The sequence below is a fragment of the Planobispora longispora genome (assembly GCF_016863135.1).
GTDB lineage: Bacteria > Actinomycetota > Actinomycetes > Streptosporangiales > Streptosporangiaceae > Planobispora > Planobispora longispora.
In genome coordinates, this window is the sequence record NZ_BOOH01000077.1 from 15,943 (window position 1) to 36,562 (window position 20,620).

The following is a 20,620-nucleotide window of genomic DNA, read 5'->3' on the forward strand; positions in this document are numbered from 1 at the left end:
CCCTCACCGCTATCGCCGGACTCCAAACACTGCGCGCCGACATCACCGACGTGGCCGGACATTGTGAGGACGCCGCGAGGGACGCCGCGAGAGAAGTCCAGGACACGGCACGACACTCCGGACGGAAAGCCCCCGGCTCTTCCGAAAGAAGGGCATGAAGGGCGACTATTGGGGCAACCCAACGTATGAGCCACACGTTCTGTCCCCGGACCGGCCTTCGGCAAGGGGCAGGGCTTCGCCTTGCCCGAAGGTCGGTCAAAGGGATGCTTGAAGAAGCAAAGGGTCTTTCTTGCCCGAAATCTCCCGGCGGTACCGGGTGTGCCGTCGCTACCGTGAGACGCGATGATCGGACGAATCCCTATCCAGGACATTCACCCCACCGTCGACTGCGGGCGCCGGCCCGCCAAGGCCGCCGCGGGTGAGACCTTCGAGATCACTGCCGTCGTGTTCCGCGAGGGGCACGACGCGGTGGCCGCCGGAGCCGTGCTGATCGGCCCGGACGGTAAGCGCGGCCCTCTGCTGCCCATGCGCGAACTGGCCCCCGGAACCGATCGCTGGGGCGTGGAGGTGACGCTGCCCGCCGAGGGCACGTGGCACTTCCGCGTCGAGGCCTGGAGCGACCCCATCGCCACCTGGCTGCACGACGCGGGCATCAAGATCCCGCGTGACATCGACGCGGACCTGATGTGCGAGGAGGGCGCGCGGCTGTTCGACCGCGCGGCGAAGGCGGTGCGTCCCGGCGACTGCGCGGTCAAGTACGTCCGCGCGGACGAGGACGAGCCCGGCGAGGACGACGGGGACGGCGGAGACGTCAGGAAGACCGAGGAGCGCGGGAGGACCGGCGGCCCGTGCGGGCACCGGGCGGCGTTCCAGGCGCTGGCGGCCAAGCTCCGCGACGATTCCATCGACCCGCGGGCGCGGTTCGCGGTGGCGCAGCTGCCCGACACGGCCGAGCTGCTCCGCGCCCACCCGCTGCGGGACCTGGTGACCAAGTCGGCCAAGCACACGGTCCTGGTCCACCGGCGCCGGGCGCTGTTCGGGTCCTGGTACGAGTTCTTCCCCCGCTCGGAGGGCGCGGTCGTCGAGCCGGGCGTCACCCCGAAGTCCGGGACCTTCGCCACCGCGGCCGAGCGGCTGCCCGCCGTGGCCGGGATGGGCTTCGACGTCGTCTATCTGCCGCCGATCCACCCGATCGGGCAGAGCTTCCGCAAGGGGCGCAACAACACGCTGAGCCCCGAGCCGGACGACCCGGGCTCGCCGTGGGCGATCGGCTCGGAGGACGGCGGGCACGACGCGATCCACCCGGACCTGGGCACCTTCGAGGACTTCGACGCCTTCGTGGCCAAGGCGCGCGAGCTGGGCATGGAGATCGCCCTCGACCTGGCCCTGCAGTGCTCGCCCGACCACCCGTGGGTCAAGGAGCACCCGGAGTGGTTCAACATCCGCGCCGACGGCTCGATCGCGTACGCGGAGAACCCGCCGAAGAAGTACCAGGACATCTACCCGCTCAACTTCGACAACGACCCCGAGGGGATCTACGCCGAGATCAAGCGGGTGGTGAAGGTCTGGATGGACCACGGCGTACGGATCTTCCGGGTGGACAACCCGCACACCAAGCCGGTGATGTTCTGGGAGCGGCTGCTGGGCGACATCCACGGGACCGATCCGGACGTGCTGTTCCTGTCGGAGGCGTTCACCCGGCCGGCGATGATGCAGGCGCTGGCCAAGATCGGTTTTCACCAGTCGTACACGTACTACACATGGAAGAACTCCAAGTACGACGTCGAGACCTACCTGGGCGAGCTCGCCCAGGAGACATCGCATTTCCTCCGGCCGAATCTTTTCGTTAACACTCCCGACATCCTCCACGAATACCTTCAGCATGGCGGAATTCCGGCGTTCCGTATCCGGGCGGTCCTGGCGGCCCTGACGTCGCCGACCTGGGGCATGTACGCCGGATACGAGCTGGGAGAGAATGTCCCGGTTCGTCCAGGCAGTGAAGAATACCTTGATAGCGAGAAATATCAGTACAGACCACGCAATTGGCTCGAAGCAGAACGAGAGGGGCGCAGCCTGGCGCCGTTCATCACGCGGCTGAATTTGTTCAGAAGAGCACACCCGGCGCTCCAGGAATTGCGTAATCTACGGTTCCACAGCGTCGACCACCCGGACATGGTCTGCTTCTCCAAGCGCCTGGCGGGCTCCCACGACACGGCCTCACGACGGCACGGCCTGGGCGACGTCGTTCTGGCAGTCGTCAATCTCAACCCGCACCACACCCACGAGGCGACGGTGTCTCTCGACATGCCCGCTCTGGGGCTCGACTGGAACGCCGAGTTCGTCGTCGACGACGAGTTGTCCGGCGAGTCGTACCGCTGGCGGCAGTCGAACTACGTGCGCCTCGATCCCCACATCCAGCCGGCGCACGTCTTCTCTCTGCGCACGGCGGCGGCCACTCACAGGTAAACCAGCCGGACGCGGTCCGGTCCCAGGCACAGCAGGCGGGGAGTCCACATGAGCCATATGTCCGAGCCCATCCCGAACACCTTCGACGAGGAGCAGCCACGCGACCCGTACTGGTTCAAGCGTGCGGTCTTCTACGAGGTGCTGATCCGCGGGTTCGCCGACTCCAACGGCGACGGCACCGGGGACATCCGCGGTCTCATACAGAAGCTGGACTATCTGCAATGGCTCGGCGTGGACTGCCTGTGGCTGCTGCCGCTGTACGAGTCGCCGCTGCGGGACGGCGGCTACGACATCTCGGACTTCATGAAGATCCTGCCCGACTTCGGCGACCTGGGCGACTTCGTCAAGCTGGTCGACGAGGCCCACAAGCGCGGCATGCGCGTCATCGCCGACCTGGTGATGAACCACACCAGCGACCAGCACCCGTGGTTCCAGGCCTCGCGCCACGACCCCGAGGGCCCCTTCGGCGACTTCTACGTCTGGTCGGACACCGACGAGCGCTACCAGGACGCCCGGATCATCTTCATCGACACCGAGACCTCCAACTGGACCTACGACCCGGTCCGCCAGCAGTACTACTGGCACCGCTTCTTCCACCACCAGCCGGACCTGAACTACGAGAACCCGGACGTGCAGAACGCCATGCTGGAGGTGCTGCGCTTCTGGCTGGACCTGGGCATCGACGGCTTCCGCATGGACGCCATCCCCTACCTCTTCGAGACCGAGGGCACCAACTGCGAGAACCTGCCCAGGACTCACGAGTACCTCAAGCGGGTGCGCGCCGAGGTGGACCGGATCTACCCGGACCGGGTGCTGCTGGCCGAGGCCAACCAGTGGCCGGCCGACGTGGTGGAGTACTTCGGCGACCCGGCCACCGGCGGCGACGAGTGCCACATGGCCTTCCACTTCCCGCTCATGCCGCGCATCTTCATGGCCGTGCGCCGGGAGTCGCGTTACCCGATCTCGGAGATCCTGGCCCAGACGCCGAAGATCCCCGAGAACTGCCAGTGGGGCATCTTCCTGCGCAACCACGACGAGCTCACCCTTGAGATGGTGACCGACGACGAGCGCGACTACATGTACTCCGAGTACGCCAAGGACCCCCGGATGCGCGCCAACGTCGGCATCCGGCGCCGCCTGGCCCCGCTGCTGGAGAACGACCGCAACCAGATCGAGCTGTTCACCGCGCTGCTGCTGTCGCTGCCGGGCTCCCCGGTGCTCTACTACGGCGACGAGATCGGCATGGGCGACAACATCTGGCTCGGCGACCGCGACGGCGTCCGCACCCCGATGCAGTGGAGCCCGGACCGCAACGCCGGGTTCTCCGACTGCGACCCGGGCCGGCTCTACCTCCCGGTCATCATGGACCCGATCTACGGCTACCAGGGCCTCAACGTCGAGGCCCAGCAGAAGAGCAGCGGCTCGCTGCTGCACTGGACCAGGCGGATGATCGAGATCCGCAAGCGCCACCCGGTCTTCGGCCTGGGCGACTTCGCGGAGCTGAACTCCTCCAACCCCAGCGTCCTGGCCTACGTGCGGGAGCTGGGTGACGACCGCATGCTGTGCGTCAACAACCTCTCGCGCTTCCCCCAGCCGGTCGAGCTGGACCTGCGCCGCTTCGAGGGATCGGTGCCGGTCGAGACCATGGGTGGGGTCCCATTTCCACCAATTGGCGAACTTCCGTATCTTCTGACGCTTCCTGGGCATGGGTTCTATTGGTTCACCCTGCCGCCCGCGACTCAGGAGGGATAGCCATGTTGACCGAGCTCCTTACCGGTTGGATGAGGCACCAACGCTGGTTCGCCGGTAAGGGTCGCCCGGTCGACGGACTCACGATCGACTCAGACGTCGAGCTCGCCCCCGGCCTGCGTCACCTGATCGTCTCCGTTCACCAGGCCGGGACACGCGACCGCTACCAGATCCTGCTCGGATGCTGCAATGACGACATGCCGGACAAGCTCCGGCACGCGACGATCGGTGAGGGCTTCTACGACGCCGCCCACGACGCCGACCTCACCGGCACCCTGCTGGAGGCGATGGCCGACGGGCGCGACATCGGCCCGCTGCGCTTCCGCCACCTGGAGGGCACGCACATCGACACCTCGCCGCGGAGCCTGGTGCTCGGCGCCGAGCAGTCCAACACCTCCCTGGTGTACGGCGACGCCTACATCTGCAAGCTGTTCCGCCGCCTGATCCCGGGAGTCAACCCCGAACTGGAGATCGTCAACGCGCTGGCGCTGCGCAAGGCCGCCCACATCGCGCAGCCGTACGGCTGGATCGAGACGGACATCGACGGCGAGCCCACCACGCTCGCGATGACCCAGGAGTTCCTGTCCAACTCCAACGACGGCTGGGCCCTGGCGCTGGCGAGCGTCCGCGACCTGTACGCCTGCCTGGACGCCTCGGCCTCCGAGGCCGGCGGCGACTTCAGCGCCGAGTCCTTCCGGCTGGGCACGGCCACCGCGGAGGTCCACCAGGAGCTGGCGGCCGCCTTCCCGACCGGCGTGATGGAGCCCCAGGAGATCACGCATCTGGTCGAGGACCAGCGCCGCCGCCTGGCCCACGCCGTCACCGAGGTCCCCGAGCTCGGCCGGCACGCCGCCGCCGTGGAGGAGGCCTACCAGCGGGTCTGCGACGTGGCCCACAAGGTGCCGGTCCAGCGGGTCCACGGCGACTATCACCTCGGCCAGGTCATGCGCACCCCGACGGACTGGGTCGTCCTCGACTTCGAGGGCGAGCCGGGACAGCCGCTCCCCGAGCGCCGCGCCCTGGCCTCCCCGCTGCGCGACGTGGCCGGGATGCTCCGCTCCTTCGACTACGCCGCCCGGCACCTGCTGGCCGACCATCCCGAGGCCGAGGAACTCCTGCCGCGGGCCGTCGAGTGGGCCGAGCTCAACCGTTCGTCCTTCCTCGCCGGTTATTCGGCGGGCGGCGGACGCCTGCACGGCGAGGACGCCGTTCTGCTGCGCGCCCTGGAGCTGGGCAAGGCCGTCTACGAGGTGGTCTACGAGGCGCGCAACCGGCCTTCCTGGCTGCCCATCCCGCTGGCCGCCTTCGGCCCCGGCGCGGCGCCCGTGACCCTCTGAACCGCCCGCCCCCTCGAGAGACCGCCCGTCTCTTCAGGGGGCCCGTTCCACGCACCGCCCGGTTCACGATTCCCCCACCGGCCACCCAAGAAACTACTACTCTTCGCATACGAAAACAAGCGAAGAGTGAGGAGCGGGGATGGCGTGGGGACGGATCGTCGTGGCGCTCGCGGGAGCGGGGGTGGCGGCTCTGGCGGGCTCGCTGCTCCTGCTCTCCGGGGAACAGGGGTCCCAGGCGGCCCGCTCCCCGCTCCGGACGCCCTCCCCGGCGGACCCGCTGACCGACGAGGAGATCGACCGGGTGGGCGAGATCGCCTCGGCGACGCTGCGCGCCCGCATGACGAACGGGCGCGTCGAGCTCCTCTACATCGAGCGCGGCGACGACAAGGCGGCCGGGGAGCGCCGCCGGGCCGACGCCTACATCTACGACTACGCCGCCAACCGGTTCATCGTGCGGACCGTGGACCTCGCCGAGGGCAGGGTGGTCGCCGAACGGGAGGGCCGGGGCACGCAGCCGCCGCCGTCGCGGCTGGAGGAGGAACGCGCGGCCGAGCTGCTCCTGGCCGACCGGGTGCACGGCGGGCGGATCCGCGCCGCCTACGCCCGGACCGCCGGAAGGCCCCTGCGGTCGGCGTCCGACCTGGGCCTGCGCGCCCTGATCTACACGCCGCGCCCGGCGTCGCGGGGGGCCGAGGCGTGCTCGGACCACCGGTGCGTGCGGCTGCTGGTGCGCCTGCCGGACGGCACCTGGCCGGACACCACCCGGACCGTCGTCGACCTGTCCGCCAAGAAGATCCTCACCCTGACAGGACGGTGACCGTGCGGCTCTCCGCGCTCCTGCCCTCACTGCTCTCCTGCGCCCTGATCGTCACCTGCGGCGCCTCCGCTTCCGCCTCCGCCCCCGCCCGCGCCGGAACCGTCCTGCCCACCGGAACCGTCCGGCCCAGCGGCGCCCTCTCTCCCGGCGGCGCCGTACGGGAGGCCGCGCGGCGGGCGCCCGCGTGCGGCGCGCCGTACCTCGTCGAGCGGGAACTGCCGAACGGCGCGCGCTGGCGGCTCTGCTGGGAGATGCGCGTCATCGAGGGCCTCACCCTCACCGGCGTCGCCTACACCCCGCCGCGCGGCCGGCCGATCCCGGTGCTCCGCAGCACCGCCCTGGCCCAGATCCACGTGCCCTACGACAGCGGCGAGCCCCGCTTCCACGACATCGGCGCCCTCGGCGAGAACGCCGTCACGCTGGCCTCCGCCGACTGCCCCGGCGGGGAGCGCCGCGAGCGGTTCGTGTGCGTGACCACCCGTTCGCGCGGTCACGGCTATCTGAAGTCGCTGCCCGGCGAGCCGAACCTCTCCGCCCTGGGCCACGAGCTGGTCGTCTACGCCGCGTTCCAGATCGGCTGGTACACCTACCTGGTCGAATGGGCCTTCTCCGACGACGGCGCGATCACCCCGCGCGTGGGCGCGACCGGCTCGCTGGCCGGCTTCGCCACCGGCCCCGAGTACGGATGGTCCACCGGGACGGGCGACACGCACGTCGAGCAGAGCCACACCCACAACATCTTCTGGCGGCTCGACTTCGACGTCGACGGCCCGAAGCACGACGTGGTCGAGCAGTACGACTTCCCCGGCTCCGGCACGGCCAGGCGAACGCTCTCCCGCACCGTCTTCACCGAGGAGGCCAAGGCCGTCAACGCCCCGGCCCGGTGGTGGCGGGTGGTCGACACCGAGAGCCGCAACGCCGACGGGCACCCGATCTCCTGGGAGATCGGCGACTCCGGCAGCGCGCAGTACCGCGGCCCCGCCGACGAGGCGTTCACCCGGGCCGACCTCTACGTGACCCAGTACCGCGCGTGCGAGCGCCTGGCCAGCAACAACCCCGCGCCCCGCTGCGCGGGCAGCGTCGACCGCTACGTGAGCGGCCAGCGGCTCACCGACCCCGTCGTCTGGGTGAACGTCAGCTACCACCACGTCGCCCGCGACGAGGACGCCGATCCCATGCCCACGCACTGGCAAGGTTTCCGCATCACCCCGCGCGACGCGATGGCGGAGAACCCCCGCTGATCGAAACTCCCTGCAAAGATCTTGCTTGGCATGTCCCGGGTGGAGTGGGTTGAATGCCCACAGGCGGGCAGGGTTAGGGAATATCGACCTACGGGAGTCAATGACCCATGAGCGTGCATCTGGATCTGGACCTGGACCGGCTGGCCGGTGGAGCTCACCACGACCCGCACTCGATCCTCGGGGCGCACCCCGGCCCCGACGGCGTGACCATCAGGACGTTGCGACCAATGGCGCAACGGGTGCAGGCGATCGTGGGCGACGAGGCGCACGACATGGAGCACATCGCCAACGGGGTGTTCGCGGTCACCGTCCCCGGGCTGGACAAGGTCCCCGACTACCGGCTCCGGATCGCCTACGCCGGGGCGGAGCCGTACGAGACGTCCGATCCCTACCGGCACTGGCCCACGCTGGGCGAGGTGGACCTGCACCTGATCAACGAGGGACGGCACGAGCGTCTCTGGGAGGTGCTCGGCGCGCGGATCATGCGGCACGAGGACGTGGACGGCACGGCCTTCGCCGTCTGGGCGCCCAACGCGCGCGGTGTCCGGGTGATCGGCGACTTCAACCACTGGGACGGCGTCGGCCACCCCATGCGCTCGCTGGGCCACTCCGGGGTGTGGGAGCTGTTCGTCCCCGGCCTGTCGGAGGGCGACCGCTACAAGTTCGCCATCCTCGGCGTGGACGGGGTCTGGCGGGAGAAGGCCGACCCGATGGCCCGCCGCACCGAGCACCCGCCCGCGACCGCGTCCGTCATCGACCGGTCGGTCTACCAGTGGCAGGACGGGACGTGGATGCGGGAGCGGAACCAGCGCAGGGCGCTGGAGGAGCCGATGAGCGTCTACGAGGTGCACCTCGGCTCGTGGCGGCCCGGCCTGTCCTACCGCGACCTGGCCACCGAGCTGGTGGACTACGTCAAGGACATGGGCTTCACCCACGTCGAGCTGCTCCCCGTCGCCGAGCACCCGTTCGGCGGCTCGTGGGGCTACCAGGTGACGTCCTACTACGCGCCCACGGCCCGCTTCGGCTCGCCCGACGACTTCCGCCATCTCGTGGACAAGCTGCACGAGGCGGGCATCGGGGTGCTGCTCGACTGGGTGCCCGCGCACTTCCCGATGGACGACTGGGCGCTGGCCCGCTTCGACGGCACCCCGCTGTACGAGCACGCCGACCCGGCCCGGGGCGAGCACCCCGAGTGGGGCACCTACATCTTCGACTTCGGCCGCCGGGAGGTGCGGAACTTCCTGGTCGCCAACGCCCTGTTCTGGCTGCGCGAGTTCCACATCGACGGGCTGCGGGTGGACGCGGTCGCCTCGATGCTCTATCTCGACTACTCGCGGCGCGAGGGCGAGTGGACGCCCAACCAGTACGGCGGGCGGGAGAACCTGGACGCGGTGGAGTTCCTCAAGGAGATGAACGCCGTCTGCTACCGCGAGGCCCCGGGCATCGTGACGATCGCCGAGGAGTCCACCGCCTGGCCGGGGGTCTCCCGCCCCGCCTACCTGGGCGGGCTCGGCTTCGGCTTCAAGTGGAACATGGGCTGGATGCACGACACGCTCTCCTACCTGCGGCACGAGCCGATCTTCCGGCAGTACCACCACCACCAGATGACGTTCTCGCTGATGTACGCCTACTCGGAGAACTTCATGCTGCCCCTCTCCCACGACGAGGTCGTCCACGGCAAGGGCTCCCTGCTGGGCAAGATGCCCGGCGACGAGTGGCAGCGCTTCGCCAACCTGCGGACGCTGTTCGCGTTCATGTGGGCCCACCCCGGCAAGCAGCTGCTGTTCATGGGCGGCGAGTTCGGTCAGGGCTCGGAGTGGTCGGAGGAGCGCGGCCTCGACTGGTGGGTGCTCGACTTCGACGGTCACAAGGGCGTGCAGCGGCTGGTGCGCGACCTCAACCGGATCTACCGGGACACCCCGGCCCTGTGGAGCGCGGACACCTCTCCCGAGGGCTTCCGCTGGATCGACGCCGACGACGCGCCGGGCAACGTCTTCTCCTTCCTGCGGCACGGGTCGGACGGCTCGGCGCTGGCCTGCGTGGCCAACTTCTCCGGCGGCCCGCACGAGGACTACCGCCTGGGCCTGCCGATGGGCGGGACCTGGGAGGAAGTCGTCAACACCGACGCCTACGACTACGCGGGCAGCGGGGTCGGGAACATGGGCGCGGTGGAGGCGGTCGAGGAACCCCACCACGGCCTGCCGTACTCGGTGCGCCTGCGGGTCCCGCCCCTGGGCGCCCTCTGGCTCCGCCACGCCGCCCCGGCGCAGGAGGCCCTGCTGACCGAGGACGAGGTCGACTGACGGGACACGTTCCGCCCCCACCTCTCATGCCTTCCGCGACGCGATGACCGCCATGGTCGTGTAGGGCATGGTGAAACCGCCTCCGGCCGCGTCGACGGCGGCCCCGGCGGCCTCCAGCACCTCGGCCAGCCGATCCGGCGGGAGCCGGGTGAGTCCGCCGGTGGTGGGCAGCAGGTCGAGCCATTCGGCGCGGGTGTAGTGCCGCTCCCAGTCGAATCGCCACTGCTCCGGCTCGCCGAACGCGGCGGCCTGCCGGATGCCGTCGGCGAACGCGGCGAACATCTGCCGGTAGACCTCCTGGACCGGTCTCGGCGGCCCGCCGGTGAACGGCGAGTCGGGCGCCACCCGGCGCAGTGCGGTGGTCAACGCCTCCGCGATCGGGGCCGGAGGGTCGTACGCGTGGGCGAACACCGCCAGCGGGCCGCCGGGACGCAGCACCCGCGCCGCCTTGGCCGGGCCCGCGACCGGGTCCACCCAGTGCCAGGACTGCCCGGCGACGACCGCGTCGAACGTGCGCCCGGCGGCGTCCCAGTCCTCGAACGTCGCCACCTCGACCTCGACCCCGGTACGGCGGGCGAACTCGGCCATCCGGGCGTCCGGCTCGATCCCCAGCACCTCGCAGCCGGCCGCCAGGAACTGCCGGGCCTCGATGCCGGTACCGCAGCCGACGTCGACGATGTCGGAGCCGGGGCTGGCGGCCATGATCCGCCGCACCAGGGCATCGGGATAGTCGGGCCGGGCCCGGTCGTAGCGTTCGGCGTCGACGCCGAACGATTCGGCCGTCCGCCTGGCCCTGTGGGATGCGTTCTGCGGAGGACGGGGGTGTTCCCGCGATGAAGTGGGCATGCGCCCACACTAATGGGCGCATGCCCACTCGCCAACCGGATAGCGTTTCGCGTTGAGCGAAGGTTCCATGAAGGGGAGAACGGGCGATGCCAACGGGAGTGGCCCTCCGGGACGCCCGGCAGCAGCTGTTCGACGCCGCCGAGCGCGTCCTGCTCCGGGACGGGGCGAACGGGCTGACCAGCCGGGCCGTCACGGAGGAGGCGGGCGTCGCCAAAGGCGTTCTGCACCGGCACTTCGAGGACTTCGACGACTTCCTGGTCGAGCTGGTGCGGGAACGCGTCGCCCGGCTCGACGGCGCGTCCGCCGACCTGCGCGGCTCGGCCGGGACCGGCACCGTCCCCGGTCACCTCACCGCGGCACTGATCCAGCTGTTCGACCCGGTCACCGTGGCAATCGTCAGCCTCATCATCTTCCGGGACGAACTGCGCACCCGGTTGCGTCAGGCCCGGCCCGCACCCGGCATCCCGGTGCTGACACAGGCGGCAGGCATGATCAGCGCTTACCTGAGAGACGAGTGCGAGATGGGGCGCATCGCCGCGGACGCCGACGTGGACGCGCTCGCGCTCTCCCTGGTCGGGGGCGCGCACCTGCTGTTCGCCGACCGGGAGGCGGGCCCTCCGGATTCCGCGGCAGTCGGCGAGGTCGTGAACGCGGTCATCGCCGACGTCGTGCAGAGACGCCTGCTGTAACCGGTTGCCCCATGACAGAGATCCGCACGGAACCGAGGTCTCACCACACCACCGGCGGGGCCGGTGCAGGTAGTCCAGGCCGATCAGGCGGAGGCGGCCAGCACGGAGTGGCAGAGGGTCGAATCGCGGGTCCTCCCGGCCGGCGCGAAGGCGTCCGGTCCCGTCGTGATCGGACCCCGCCCGCCTCCGGTCCGCGATGACGACCGGATGGGCGGGCTTTGTTGATCACAAGTTTGTATCGTCCCTTACGTTGACTTTTGTCCCTCTTTACTCTTGAGTCGCACATTACCCACAGGTAACAGTCACGTGGGTTCGGGGAGAGCTGACGGGCTCGACAGCACGGGGGACCTCATGAGGCGTACGGCATCGTCGTCGGTCTCCCGCGTGCCGTCCGGCGCGTCCAGGGATCCCGATCGGCCCCGCTGACTCCCGTCGGGCCGACTTTTCATGTTCACGGCCGTGTACCGCATGACACGGCATTCCCCCGGAGGATTCGTGAGACTTCGACGTCTCCTGGCGGGAGCCATCGCGCTCGCCGCCACCTCGGTCACGCTCGCGGCGACACCCGCAACCGCCGCGACCGACCCCACCCCCAAGATCTCCGCCGACGTCCTGGACGAGAGCGGCAAGGTCCGCGTTCTCGTCCAGGTCAACTCCAGCGCCAATGTCGCGTCCACCGCGGACAAGGCTGAGGCCGTCAAGAGCTCCGAGGTCGTGGCCGAGGCCCCGAGCCTGCGATTCTTCGCCGTGGAGACCACGGTCGAGGGCGCCAAGAAGATCGCCCAGGACCCCGCGGTCACCGCGGTCACCGAGGACCGCAAGCACAGGGTGCGCATGACCGACAGCCTGCCGGTGATCGGCGGCGACAAGGTGCACAAGGCCGGGATCACCGGCGCGGGCCAGGAGATCGCCGTCCTGGACACCGGCATCGACGCCGCGCACAAGTTCTTCTCCGGCCGCGTCACCGAGGCGTGCTTCTCCGCCGCCAGCGAGGCCGAGAACGCCGAGCCCCTGTGCGCGAACGGGCAGGAGTCCCAGGAGGGCCCCGGCTCCGGCTACGCCCTGACGCCCAAGTGCATGTCCCCCCAGGGCTTCATGCTCTGCTACCACGGCACGCACGTCGCGGGCATCGCGGCGGGCAAGTCGTTCAACGCCCAGTACGGCGACGGCGTGGCCCCCGGCGCGAAGATCCTCTCCATCCAGGTCTTCAGCCGCTTCAACGGCGAGAAGGAGTGCGGGGAGGGCGAGGCCCCCTGCGTCATGGCCTACGACTCGTCGATCCTCCAGGGCCTCAACTACGTCCTGCAGAAGAGCTCCTCGCGCAAGTTCGCCGCGGCGAACCTGAGCCTCGGCGGCGGCCGGTTCACCGAGCACTGCGACACCGCCCAGGACGGCGCGCCGTACAAGACGGTGATCGACGCCCTCGCCGCCAAGGGCGTCGCCACCGTGATCGCGGCCGGCAACGAGGAGTACGACCACGAGGTGAGCCACCCCGGCTGCGTCTCCTCGGCCGTGACCGTCGGCGCCACCGACAACGCCGACGCCGTCGCCGGATTCTCCAACCGCGGCAAGCTGCTCGACCTCTTCGCCCCCGGCGTCGAGATCGTCTCGGCCATCCCCAGCCAGAACGGCGAGCGCATGCACCCCCTCGGCGGCACCTCGATGGCCGCCCCGCACGTCGCGGGCGCCTTCGCGCTGCTCAAGGAGAAGTCGCCGAACGCCTCGGTCGCCGAACTCCTCGCCCGCCTGAAGGAGACCGGCAAGCCGATCGAGTACAGCAGCGACGGCGTCAAGATCAAGACCCCGCGGATCAACGTGTTCGACGCGCTGCCCGCGACCTCCACCCCGACGCCCACGCCCACCCCCACGCCGACCCCGACGGTGTCCGCGACCCCGACCGCGACTCCCACCGTCACCCCGACGGCGTCGCCGACCACCCCGGCGAGCCCGTCCCCCGTCCCGAGCCCGACCGTCACGGACGGCCCCATCATGAGCGACGGCGGCGGCAGCGCCGTGCCGCTGCCCGACGTCTGCGAGCGGGGCAAGGGCACCCGGGCCCTGACGTCCACCGGCTGGGCCACCGAGGTCCTGCGCGGCAAGGGCAAGCTGAGCGACAAGACGCTCATCTGCTACCTGAGCATCGTGCAGAACGGCAGCAAGGTCTTCCCCGAGCTGACCGACGCGGGCTCGCTGGGCAAGGCCTACAAGGTCCTCAAGCCCAGGACCAAGAGCGCCAAGGCCCTGCTCGACCGTGAGCTGCTGGCCGCCTGGCTGAACTACGCCCACGGCGTCTACAACGGCTCCGCCAAGATCAAGGGCGCCACGACGCTCAAGAGCGCCATCGGCGTCGCGGAACGGCACCGGGCCAACCCGAAGGCCACCTCCGCCCAGCTGCTCAAGGCCGCCGTCTATCTGAACAAGAACGTCAACCGGGCCAAGTAAGCACCGGACGACACGAGGATCCCGCGGACCGACCTCCGCACGATCCGGGCCGGTCACGCCATGCGTGACCGGCCTTTCCCATGCCGGAGGCGGCGTACGAACGATGTACGCCCGAGAGCGGCATCCCGGAACGGTGAGGCTCCATGGACGTCAGTTCTCGAAAATACGGTCGCTTTGAGTGATCGACATGTCACAATAGGCAACGTGCCTTCCCCCCGACACGACTCCCTCATCCAGCTCTTCCGCGGCCGCCCCGAACTGGCCGTGGAGCTCCTACGCGACCTGCTCGGCCAGCACCTGCCCGTCACGTCGCTGATCCGACCGGAGAAAACCACCTTCAACACCCGGCCCTCCGACGACATCGAGGCCGACCTGGTGCTGGTCCTGGGCCCGCCGACGGCCCCGGCGCACGCCATCATCGTCGAGATCCAGCAGGACAAGTCGAAAGACCCCCGCCAGCTGGCCCGCTACGCCGTCGCTCTCTGGCTGCAGTCGCGCTGTGACGTCACCGTCCTGGTCGTCTGCCCCGACGCCACCACCGCCGCCTACTACGCCAAGCCCATCGACTTCGGGCTGACCGGTTGTCGGCTGCAGGCGCAGGTGCTGGGCCCGGATGACATCCCGGTCATCACCGACGCGCAGCAGGCCGCCGCCCAGCCGGAGCTGGCCACCCTGGCGGTGATGATGCACGGCCGCCGCGAGCGCAAGGTGGTGGAGGCCTTCACCGCGGCGCTGACGGACCTGCCCGGCGAACACGCTCCGAAGTACTATGAATACGCATTCAGCATGGCCGCGCCCGAGGTACGGAACCTCCTGGAGGAGATCATGGCGTCCACCACCTGGCCCGTCTACAGCCCCTTCGCCCGCGAGCACTACGGCCGCGGCCTGGAAGAAGGCAAGACCTTGGGCAGAGTAGAAGGCGAGACCAAGGGCAAGGCCGAGGGCAAGGCCGAGGAAGCGGCCCGGATGGTGCTGGTGGTGCTGGAGGCCCGAGGCCTGCCCGTGCCCGAGGAGATGCGGACCCGGATCACCGCCTGCACCGACCTCGCGCAACTGGAGTCCTGGGCGAGCCGCGCGGTGACCGCCCCGACCGTGCACGACCTGTTCGGCGAGACAGGCGAAGAGAACCACTGACGAACATCCACCGTCTCCGGGCTGAGGCCGTATGACTGCATGGCTGTTTGGAAGTCACACAGCGTGCCTGAATCCGAATCTGCCCGCAGGCGCCGGGCGATCTCGTCAACGTCTTCCGTATCCACCCGCTGACAGCTGAACCGCGTATCCAGCCCCCGTTCGACCAGCAGATCCCGCGGGTCTTCACCGGGAAGGTGGACGGGTCTCCGGGGGGCAGCGCCCTGCATGACCTTTTGAGGACCTCGAAATGAGGCCTCTCGTCACCCACCTGCGAGCACCCTCTCTCCCTGCACCTGGGTGATCAGGCCATCGTGCGGCCGCCCCTGCTCCGGGTTCGTCGGTCCCCTCCCCTATCTTCTTGACCGCGATACGTCATGATCAGTTGCTCATGGCGTTCCTCGCGCTGCCAAGGCACACGTGCCGCAATGAACCCCCCTCACGGAGGATCAGTGAGACTCCGACGTCTCCTGGCGGGAGCCATCGCGCTCGCCGCCGCCTCGGCGGCTCTGGCCGCCGTCCCCATATCCGCATCGGCCGCCCCGGACCCGGCGGCGCCGAGGATCGATCCGGCGGTCGTCTCCGGTGTCGAGGCCGGCAAGAAGGTCCGGGTCATCGTCTCGGTGAAGGACGGCCAGGCCGTCGCGCCGGTGGCCGAGAGCGCCGAGGCGATCTCGGCCGCGACCCGTGTCCTGCCGGACTCCGGCGGCAAGAGGTTCTTCGTCATGGAGACCAACCGGGCCACTCTCGCCTCGCTCCGCGGTGATGAACGCATCTCCTCGATCTGGAAAGACTGGCTCATCGCTCCCGCCGCCCTCGCCTCCAGCACCAAGGTGATCGGCGCCGATCGGGCGCACGCGGCCGGGGCCACCGGCAAGGGCCAGAATGTCGTCATCCTGGACACCGGCATCGATCGCGACCACCCGGCCTTCACCGGGCGCATCATCGCCGAAGCGTGTTTCTCCCACACACTTGAGCGGGAGTCCGTCCGCTCCCTCTGCCCCGACGGCAGCGACCGGCAGGTCGGTCCCGGTTCCGCGAACGCGGAGACCGCACTGTGCCTGTCCGGAGGGAAGAACCTGTGCACCCACGGCTCGCTGGTCACCGGGATCGCCGCTGGCAAGAAGAACGCGGGCGGACAGGTCGACGGCGTCGCCCCGGACGCCGGAATCATCGCAATCCAGATCTTCACCCGTTTCGACAGCGAGGAGCACTGCGGGGAGGGCAAGGCCCCTTGCGTGCTCTCCTGGGGCTCCAGCCAGATCCGCGCCATGGACTACGTGATCGAGCTCGCCAAGAGCCACAAGATCGCGGCGGTCAACTTGAGCGCCACCCTGTACGGCGCCAGCCGCAGCCCGTACGACGAATACGACGAGAGCGAGTCGTGCGAGGTCGAACCCGTCTCGGAAGAGATCATTGACCTGTTCAAGCTGGGCATCCCCGTCGTCACCGCCGCCGGCAACAGCGGCAAGGAGGGCAAGATCGCCGTTCCCGCCTGTGTCCGGTCGGCCGTCGCGGTGGGTGCCACGGACGACTCCGACGCGGTGGCGTCCTTCTCCAACCGGGGAATCCTCCTCGATCTCTTCGCCCCCGGCGTCGGCATCACCTCCTCCGCCCCCGGCGGCACCCAGGCCACGGCGAGCGGCACCTCCCTGGCCGCCGCGCACGTGACGGGCGCCTTCGCGCTGCTCAAGGAGCGCGTGCCGGAGGCGAACGGCGCCGAGTTGCTGAAGAGGCTCCGGGACACCGGTAAGCCGATCTCCTACCGGAACATCGGCAAGACCCTCACCACCCCCCGGATCGACCTCGCGCGGGCTCTCGGACTCCCGGCCGCCACCCCGAGCCCCGTCCCGAGTCCCACCGTCACGCCTTCCGCGACGTCCACGGCGACTCCCGCCCCGACGCACACGCAGCCGGGCGACGGCACCGGCCTCGACCCGCTCCCGGTCCCGGACGTGTGCAAGCGCGGCAAGGGCGGCAAGGCGCTGACCGCGGCCCGGTGGGACGTCGAGTTCCACGAGAGCGCCGGCAAGCTCTCCGACAGCACCTTGCGGTGTTACCTCAGCATCGTGCAGAACGGCAGCAAGGTCTTCCCCGAGCTGACCGACGCGGGCTCGCTGGGCAAGGCCTACAAGGTCCTCAAGCCCAGGACCAAGAGCGCCAAGGCCCTGCTCGACCGTGAGCTGCTGGCCGCCTGGCTGAACTACGCCCACGGCGTCTACAACGGCTCCGCCAAGATCAAGGGCGCCACGACGCTCAAGAGCGCCATCGGCGTCGCGGAACGGCACCGGGCCAACCCGAAGGCCACCTCCGCCCAGCTGCTCAAGGCCGCCGTCTATCTGAACAAGAACGTCAACCGGGCCAAGTAAGCACCGGACGACACGAGGATCCCGCGGACCGACCTCCGCACGATCCGGGCCGGTCACGCCATGCGTGACCGGCCTTTCCCATGCCGGTCTCATGCCGGAGGTTTCTGACGGCTTCCTGACAGCCGGGACGACAGGCTGTACCGTTCCAAAACTCCTATCTCATAAGCCAGCAAATGTCTCACATGCACCTTTAAGATCCCTTTAAGCTTCTGCCGCCGGAGACAGGTGAGGGTCCCTCATCTGTATCGGCGATGCGGGTCGCCCGGCTCCGAACTGCGGTCCGGGTCGCTCATCACGTTCTGCGGCCGCCCCGCGCGGCCTGTAACGGAGGATCATGTGAGACTGCGACGTCTCATGGCGGGCGCCATCGCACTCGCCGCAGCATCGGCGGCCCTGACCGCCACCCCCGCCTACGCCGAGGACCCCGTCGACAAGAAGATCTCCGAAACGCTGGCGGACTCGGCCAAGGACGTCCGCGTCATCGTCGAGGTGAAGTCCGCCGCCAAGACCGACGAGGTCGCCGAGGCCGCCGAGGACCTCGACTCCAAGGTCGTCCTGGAGTCGGAGCGCAAGCCGTTCATCGTGGTCAGCGGTGACGGCGACGAGCTCACGGAGCTCGCGAAGGAGGAGGACGTCGTCTCCATCCGCGAGGACCGCGTCATGACCCCCTCGACGCTCTCCAGCCTCGCCGTGATCGGCGCCGACAAGGTGCAGCAGGCCGGGATCACCGGCGAGGGCCAGGCCGTCGCGTTCCTGGACACCGGAATCGACCGCGGCCACCCCGCCTTCGCGGGCCGGATCGTCGCCGAGGCGTGCTTCTCGCCCTCCGGCCCCTTCAATTACGTCCTCCAGTCTCTCTGTCCGGACGGCGGCTGGAAGCAGACCGGCCCCGGCTCGGCCGACGCCACGACGGCCAGGTGCCTGAACGGCACGGTGAACCTGTGCGCCCACGGCACACTGGTGGCCGGCGTGGCCGCGGGCAAGAGCACCGGCGCGGGCAAGCCCGGCGGCGTCGCACCGGGCGCGAAGATCATCGCGATCCAGGTCTTCTCCCGGGTCAACGGCGGAATCCTCTGCGGCGGCTCGTCCGCGTGCCTGGTGACCTTCGAGTCGTCGGTGCTGGAGGCGCTGGCCCACGTCGAGAGCCTGGCCGCGACCCACTCGATCGCGGCGGCCAACCTCAGCTTCAACGGCCACCTGGAACGCGCCAACTGCGACAAGTTCCTCTGGTGGGAGACCGCCATGAAGAAGCAGGTCGACGCCCTGGCGGCCAAGGGCGTCGCCACCGTCGTCCCCGCCGGGAACGACCACAGCGACGCCGGAGTCGCCTACCCCGCGTGCGTCTCCACGGCCGTGGCCGTCGGCGCGACCGACGACGCCGACGTTCCATCGCCGTCCGCCAACCGCGGCGACCTGCTCGACCTGTTCGCGCCGGGCGTCTCGATCGACTCCACCGCGCCCGGCGGGTACGGCTCCGGCAGCGGCACCTCGCTGTCCGCCCCGCACGTCGCCGGCGCCTTCGCGCTGGTGAGGTCCAAGAACTCCGGCTGGACCCCGGGCGCGATCCTGACCAGGCTCAAGGACACCGGCAAGCCGGTCGAGTACGTCGTCAGGGGACACGGCCGCAAGGGCGGGGACAGGAAGGTCGTCACCCCGCGCATCGACCTGTACGAGGCGCTCGGCAGGCCCGTCGTGCCGACGCCCACCCCCACACCCACACCCACACCCACACCCACGATCACTCCCACTGTGACCCCGACGGCGACGCCCACCGCGACCCCCACGGCCACGCCCACGACCTCCAAGCCGACGCCCACTCCGACGCCGTCGCCGAGCTCTTCGGGCACCGGCCAGGAGCCGAGCAGCCGGGGCCCCCTCTCCGGCCAGGCGACCTGCGCCCGGGGTGACGGCGCCAAGGCGCTGAGCGCCGCGCAGTGGGCCGTGGAGATGCACAAGCGCACCGGCAAGCTCTCCGACGACACCCTGCTGTGCTACCTGAGCCTGGTCCAGAAGGGCAGCAAGGTCTTCCCCGAGGCCCGCAGGGCCGGCACGCTCGGCACCGCCCACGCGGTCCTCAAGGGCAAGGGCGGCAAGGCCGTGCTCGACAGGGAGCTGCTGGCGGCCTGGCTCAACTGGGCCCACGGCGTCTACGACGGCTCCACCAAGGTCAAGGGCGCCACCACGCTCAAGCGCGCCGTGACCGCCGCCGAGAAGCACCGCCTGAATCCCAAGGCCACCTCCGCCCAGGTCCGCGGGGCCGCCGCCTACCTGAGCAAGAACGTCAACCGGGCGAAGTAGCAGGGAGCAGAGAGGGAGGAATCGGTCGTGTGAGGGCACGGCCGTACGGCCTCCTCCGCATCCGGGCCGGTCACGCCATGCGTGGCCGGCCCTTCGCGTGTCCGGCCCGGAACGGCGAACCTTAAATTCCCCTTATGTCGGCCTTATCGACCTCGACAGGTGTTGACCATCGCGGGAACGCCCACCTAACCTCCTCTAACTAATAGGAAACTTTCCTATGAATACGGGGGCCAGTACCTCTCTTATCTGGAGCGACTCTTGCGACGCATCACCCTGGGCACCCTCCTCGCGGCATCCGCCCTGTTAGTCCCCCTGGGCGTCGGTGCAGCGAACGCCGCCACTCCCGCCACCGCCACCTACGCGACGTCCTCCGACTGGGGCTCCGGTTTCCAGGGACAGGTCACCGTCAAAGCCGGCAGCTCCGCGCTGAAGAGCTGGAAGGTCGAGTTCGACCTGCCGGCGGGCACCTCCCTGTCCTCCTCGTGGGACGCCGACATGACCAAGAGCGGCAACCACTACACCTTCGTCAACAAGTCGTGGAACGGCGAGCTCGCGGCCGGCGCCTCGGTCAGCTTCGGCTTCGTCGGCGCGCCGGGCGGACTGAAGGGCCTGACGAACTGCACGCTCAACGGCGCCTCCTGCTCCGGCACGGGCGGCACCCCCGACCCGACGCCCACGCCGACCCCCACCGCCACGGTCAAGCCGACCCCCACTCCCACTCCCACCGCGACGGTCACGCCGACCCCGACGCCGACCGTCGACCCCAACCCCTCGGGCAAGAAGGTCGTCGGCTACTTCACCAACTGGGGCGTCTACGGGCGTAACTTCCACGTGAAGAACCTGGTCACCAACGGCTCCGCGGCCAAGCTGACCCACATCCTGTACGCCTTCGGCAACACCACCGGCGGCAAGTGCACCATCGGCGACGCCTA

Annotated in this window: 13 protein-coding genes; 12 read left to right on the forward strand and 1 reads right to left on the reverse strand. The window is 69.6% G+C overall.

From position 1 onward, the window contains the following. Window positions 1-342: 342 nt before the first annotated feature. The 6 genes from Plo01_RS38955 to glgB all read left to right on the forward strand — a co-directional run bounded on the left by Plo01_RS38955 (window position 343) and on the right by glgB (window position 9,913). Complete coding sequence (locus Plo01_RS38955) at window positions 343-2,466, forward strand: alpha-1,4-glucan--maltose-1-phosphate maltosyltransferase (RefSeq protein WP_203895829.1); 2,124 nt, start codon at window positions 343-345, stop codon at window positions 2,464-2,466. A gap of 48 nt (window positions 2,467-2,514) precedes the next feature. Beyond that, the gene (gene treS / locus Plo01_RS38960; RefSeq protein ID WP_203895830.1) at window positions 2,515-4,218 is read left to right on the forward strand and encodes a maltose alpha-D-glucosyltransferase; all 1,704 of its coding nucleotides are present in this window, start codon (window positions 2,515-2,517) and stop codon (window positions 4,216-4,218) included. Between the two features lie 29 nt (window positions 4,219-4,247). Continuing rightward, window positions 4,248-5,552, forward strand: coding sequence for a maltokinase N-terminal cap-like domain-containing protein (locus tag Plo01_RS38965; protein WP_239317913.1), 1,305 nt, complete (start codon window positions 4,248-4,250; stop codon window positions 5,550-5,552). Between the two features lie 139 nt (window positions 5,553-5,691). After that, window positions 5,692-6,369: a hypothetical protein gene (locus tag Plo01_RS38970; protein ID WP_203895832.1), complete on the forward strand. Its 678-nt coding sequence runs from the start codon at window positions 5,692-5,694 to the stop codon at window positions 6,367-6,369. Beyond that, window positions 6,366-7,610: a copper amine oxidase gene (locus Plo01_RS38975; protein WP_203895833.1), complete on the forward strand. Its 1,245-nt coding sequence runs from the start codon at window positions 6,366-6,368 to the stop codon at window positions 7,608-7,610. Before Plo01_RS38970 ends, Plo01_RS38975 begins: the two co-directional genes overlap by 4 nt. Before the next feature lie 107 nt (window positions 7,611-7,717). Beyond that, the gene (glgB, locus tag Plo01_RS38980) at window positions 7,718-9,913 is read left to right on the forward strand and encodes a 1,4-alpha-glucan branching protein GlgB (protein WP_203895834.1); all 2,196 of its coding nucleotides are present in this window, start codon (window positions 7,718-7,720) and stop codon (window positions 9,911-9,913) included. Between the two features lie 24 nt (window positions 9,914-9,937). Here glgB and Plo01_RS38985 read toward each other — a convergent pair whose 3' ends face one another. Then, the gene (locus Plo01_RS38985) at window positions 9,938-10,759 is read right to left on the reverse strand and encodes a class I SAM-dependent methyltransferase (RefSeq protein ID WP_203895835.1); all 822 of its coding nucleotides are present in this window, start codon (window positions 10,757-10,759) and stop codon (window positions 9,938-9,940) included. Between the two features lie 86 nt (window positions 10,760-10,845). On the opposite strand from Plo01_RS38985, the gene Plo01_RS38990 reads away from it, so the two are divergent. The 6 genes from Plo01_RS38990 to Plo01_RS39015 form a co-directional block, all read left to right on the forward strand. Then, a complete protein-coding gene (locus tag Plo01_RS38990; protein ID WP_203895836.1) occupies window positions 10,846-11,448 on the forward strand; it encodes a TetR/AcrR family transcriptional regulator in 603 nt (200 codons plus the stop codon). A gap of 495 nt (window positions 11,449-11,943) precedes the next feature. After that, window positions 11,944-13,890, forward strand: a complete 1,947-nt coding sequence (locus tag Plo01_RS38995; RefSeq protein ID WP_203895837.1) for a S8 family peptidase — start codon at window positions 11,944-11,946, stop codon at window positions 13,888-13,890. A gap of 204 nt (window positions 13,891-14,094) precedes the next feature. Further along, a complete protein-coding gene (locus Plo01_RS39000; protein ID WP_239317916.1) occupies window positions 14,095-15,024 on the forward strand; it encodes an RpnC/YadD family protein in 930 nt (309 codons plus the stop codon). 449 nt (window positions 15,025-15,473) lie between these two features. Next, on the forward strand, window positions 15,474-17,390 hold the full coding sequence (locus Plo01_RS39005; RefSeq protein ID WP_203895838.1) for a S8 family peptidase: 1,917 nt from the start codon (window positions 15,474-15,476) through the stop codon (window positions 17,388-17,390). Between the two features lie 336 nt (window positions 17,391-17,726). Beyond that, entirely contained in the window at window positions 17,727-19,688 is a 1,962-nt protein-coding gene (locus Plo01_RS39010) for a S8 family peptidase (RefSeq protein ID WP_203895839.1), read from the forward strand. Window positions 19,689-19,946: 258 nt separating this feature from the next. Next, the coding region (locus Plo01_RS39015) for a cellulose binding domain-containing protein (RefSeq protein WP_239317919.1) at window positions 19,947-20,620 on the forward strand (674 nt) is incomplete at its 3' end.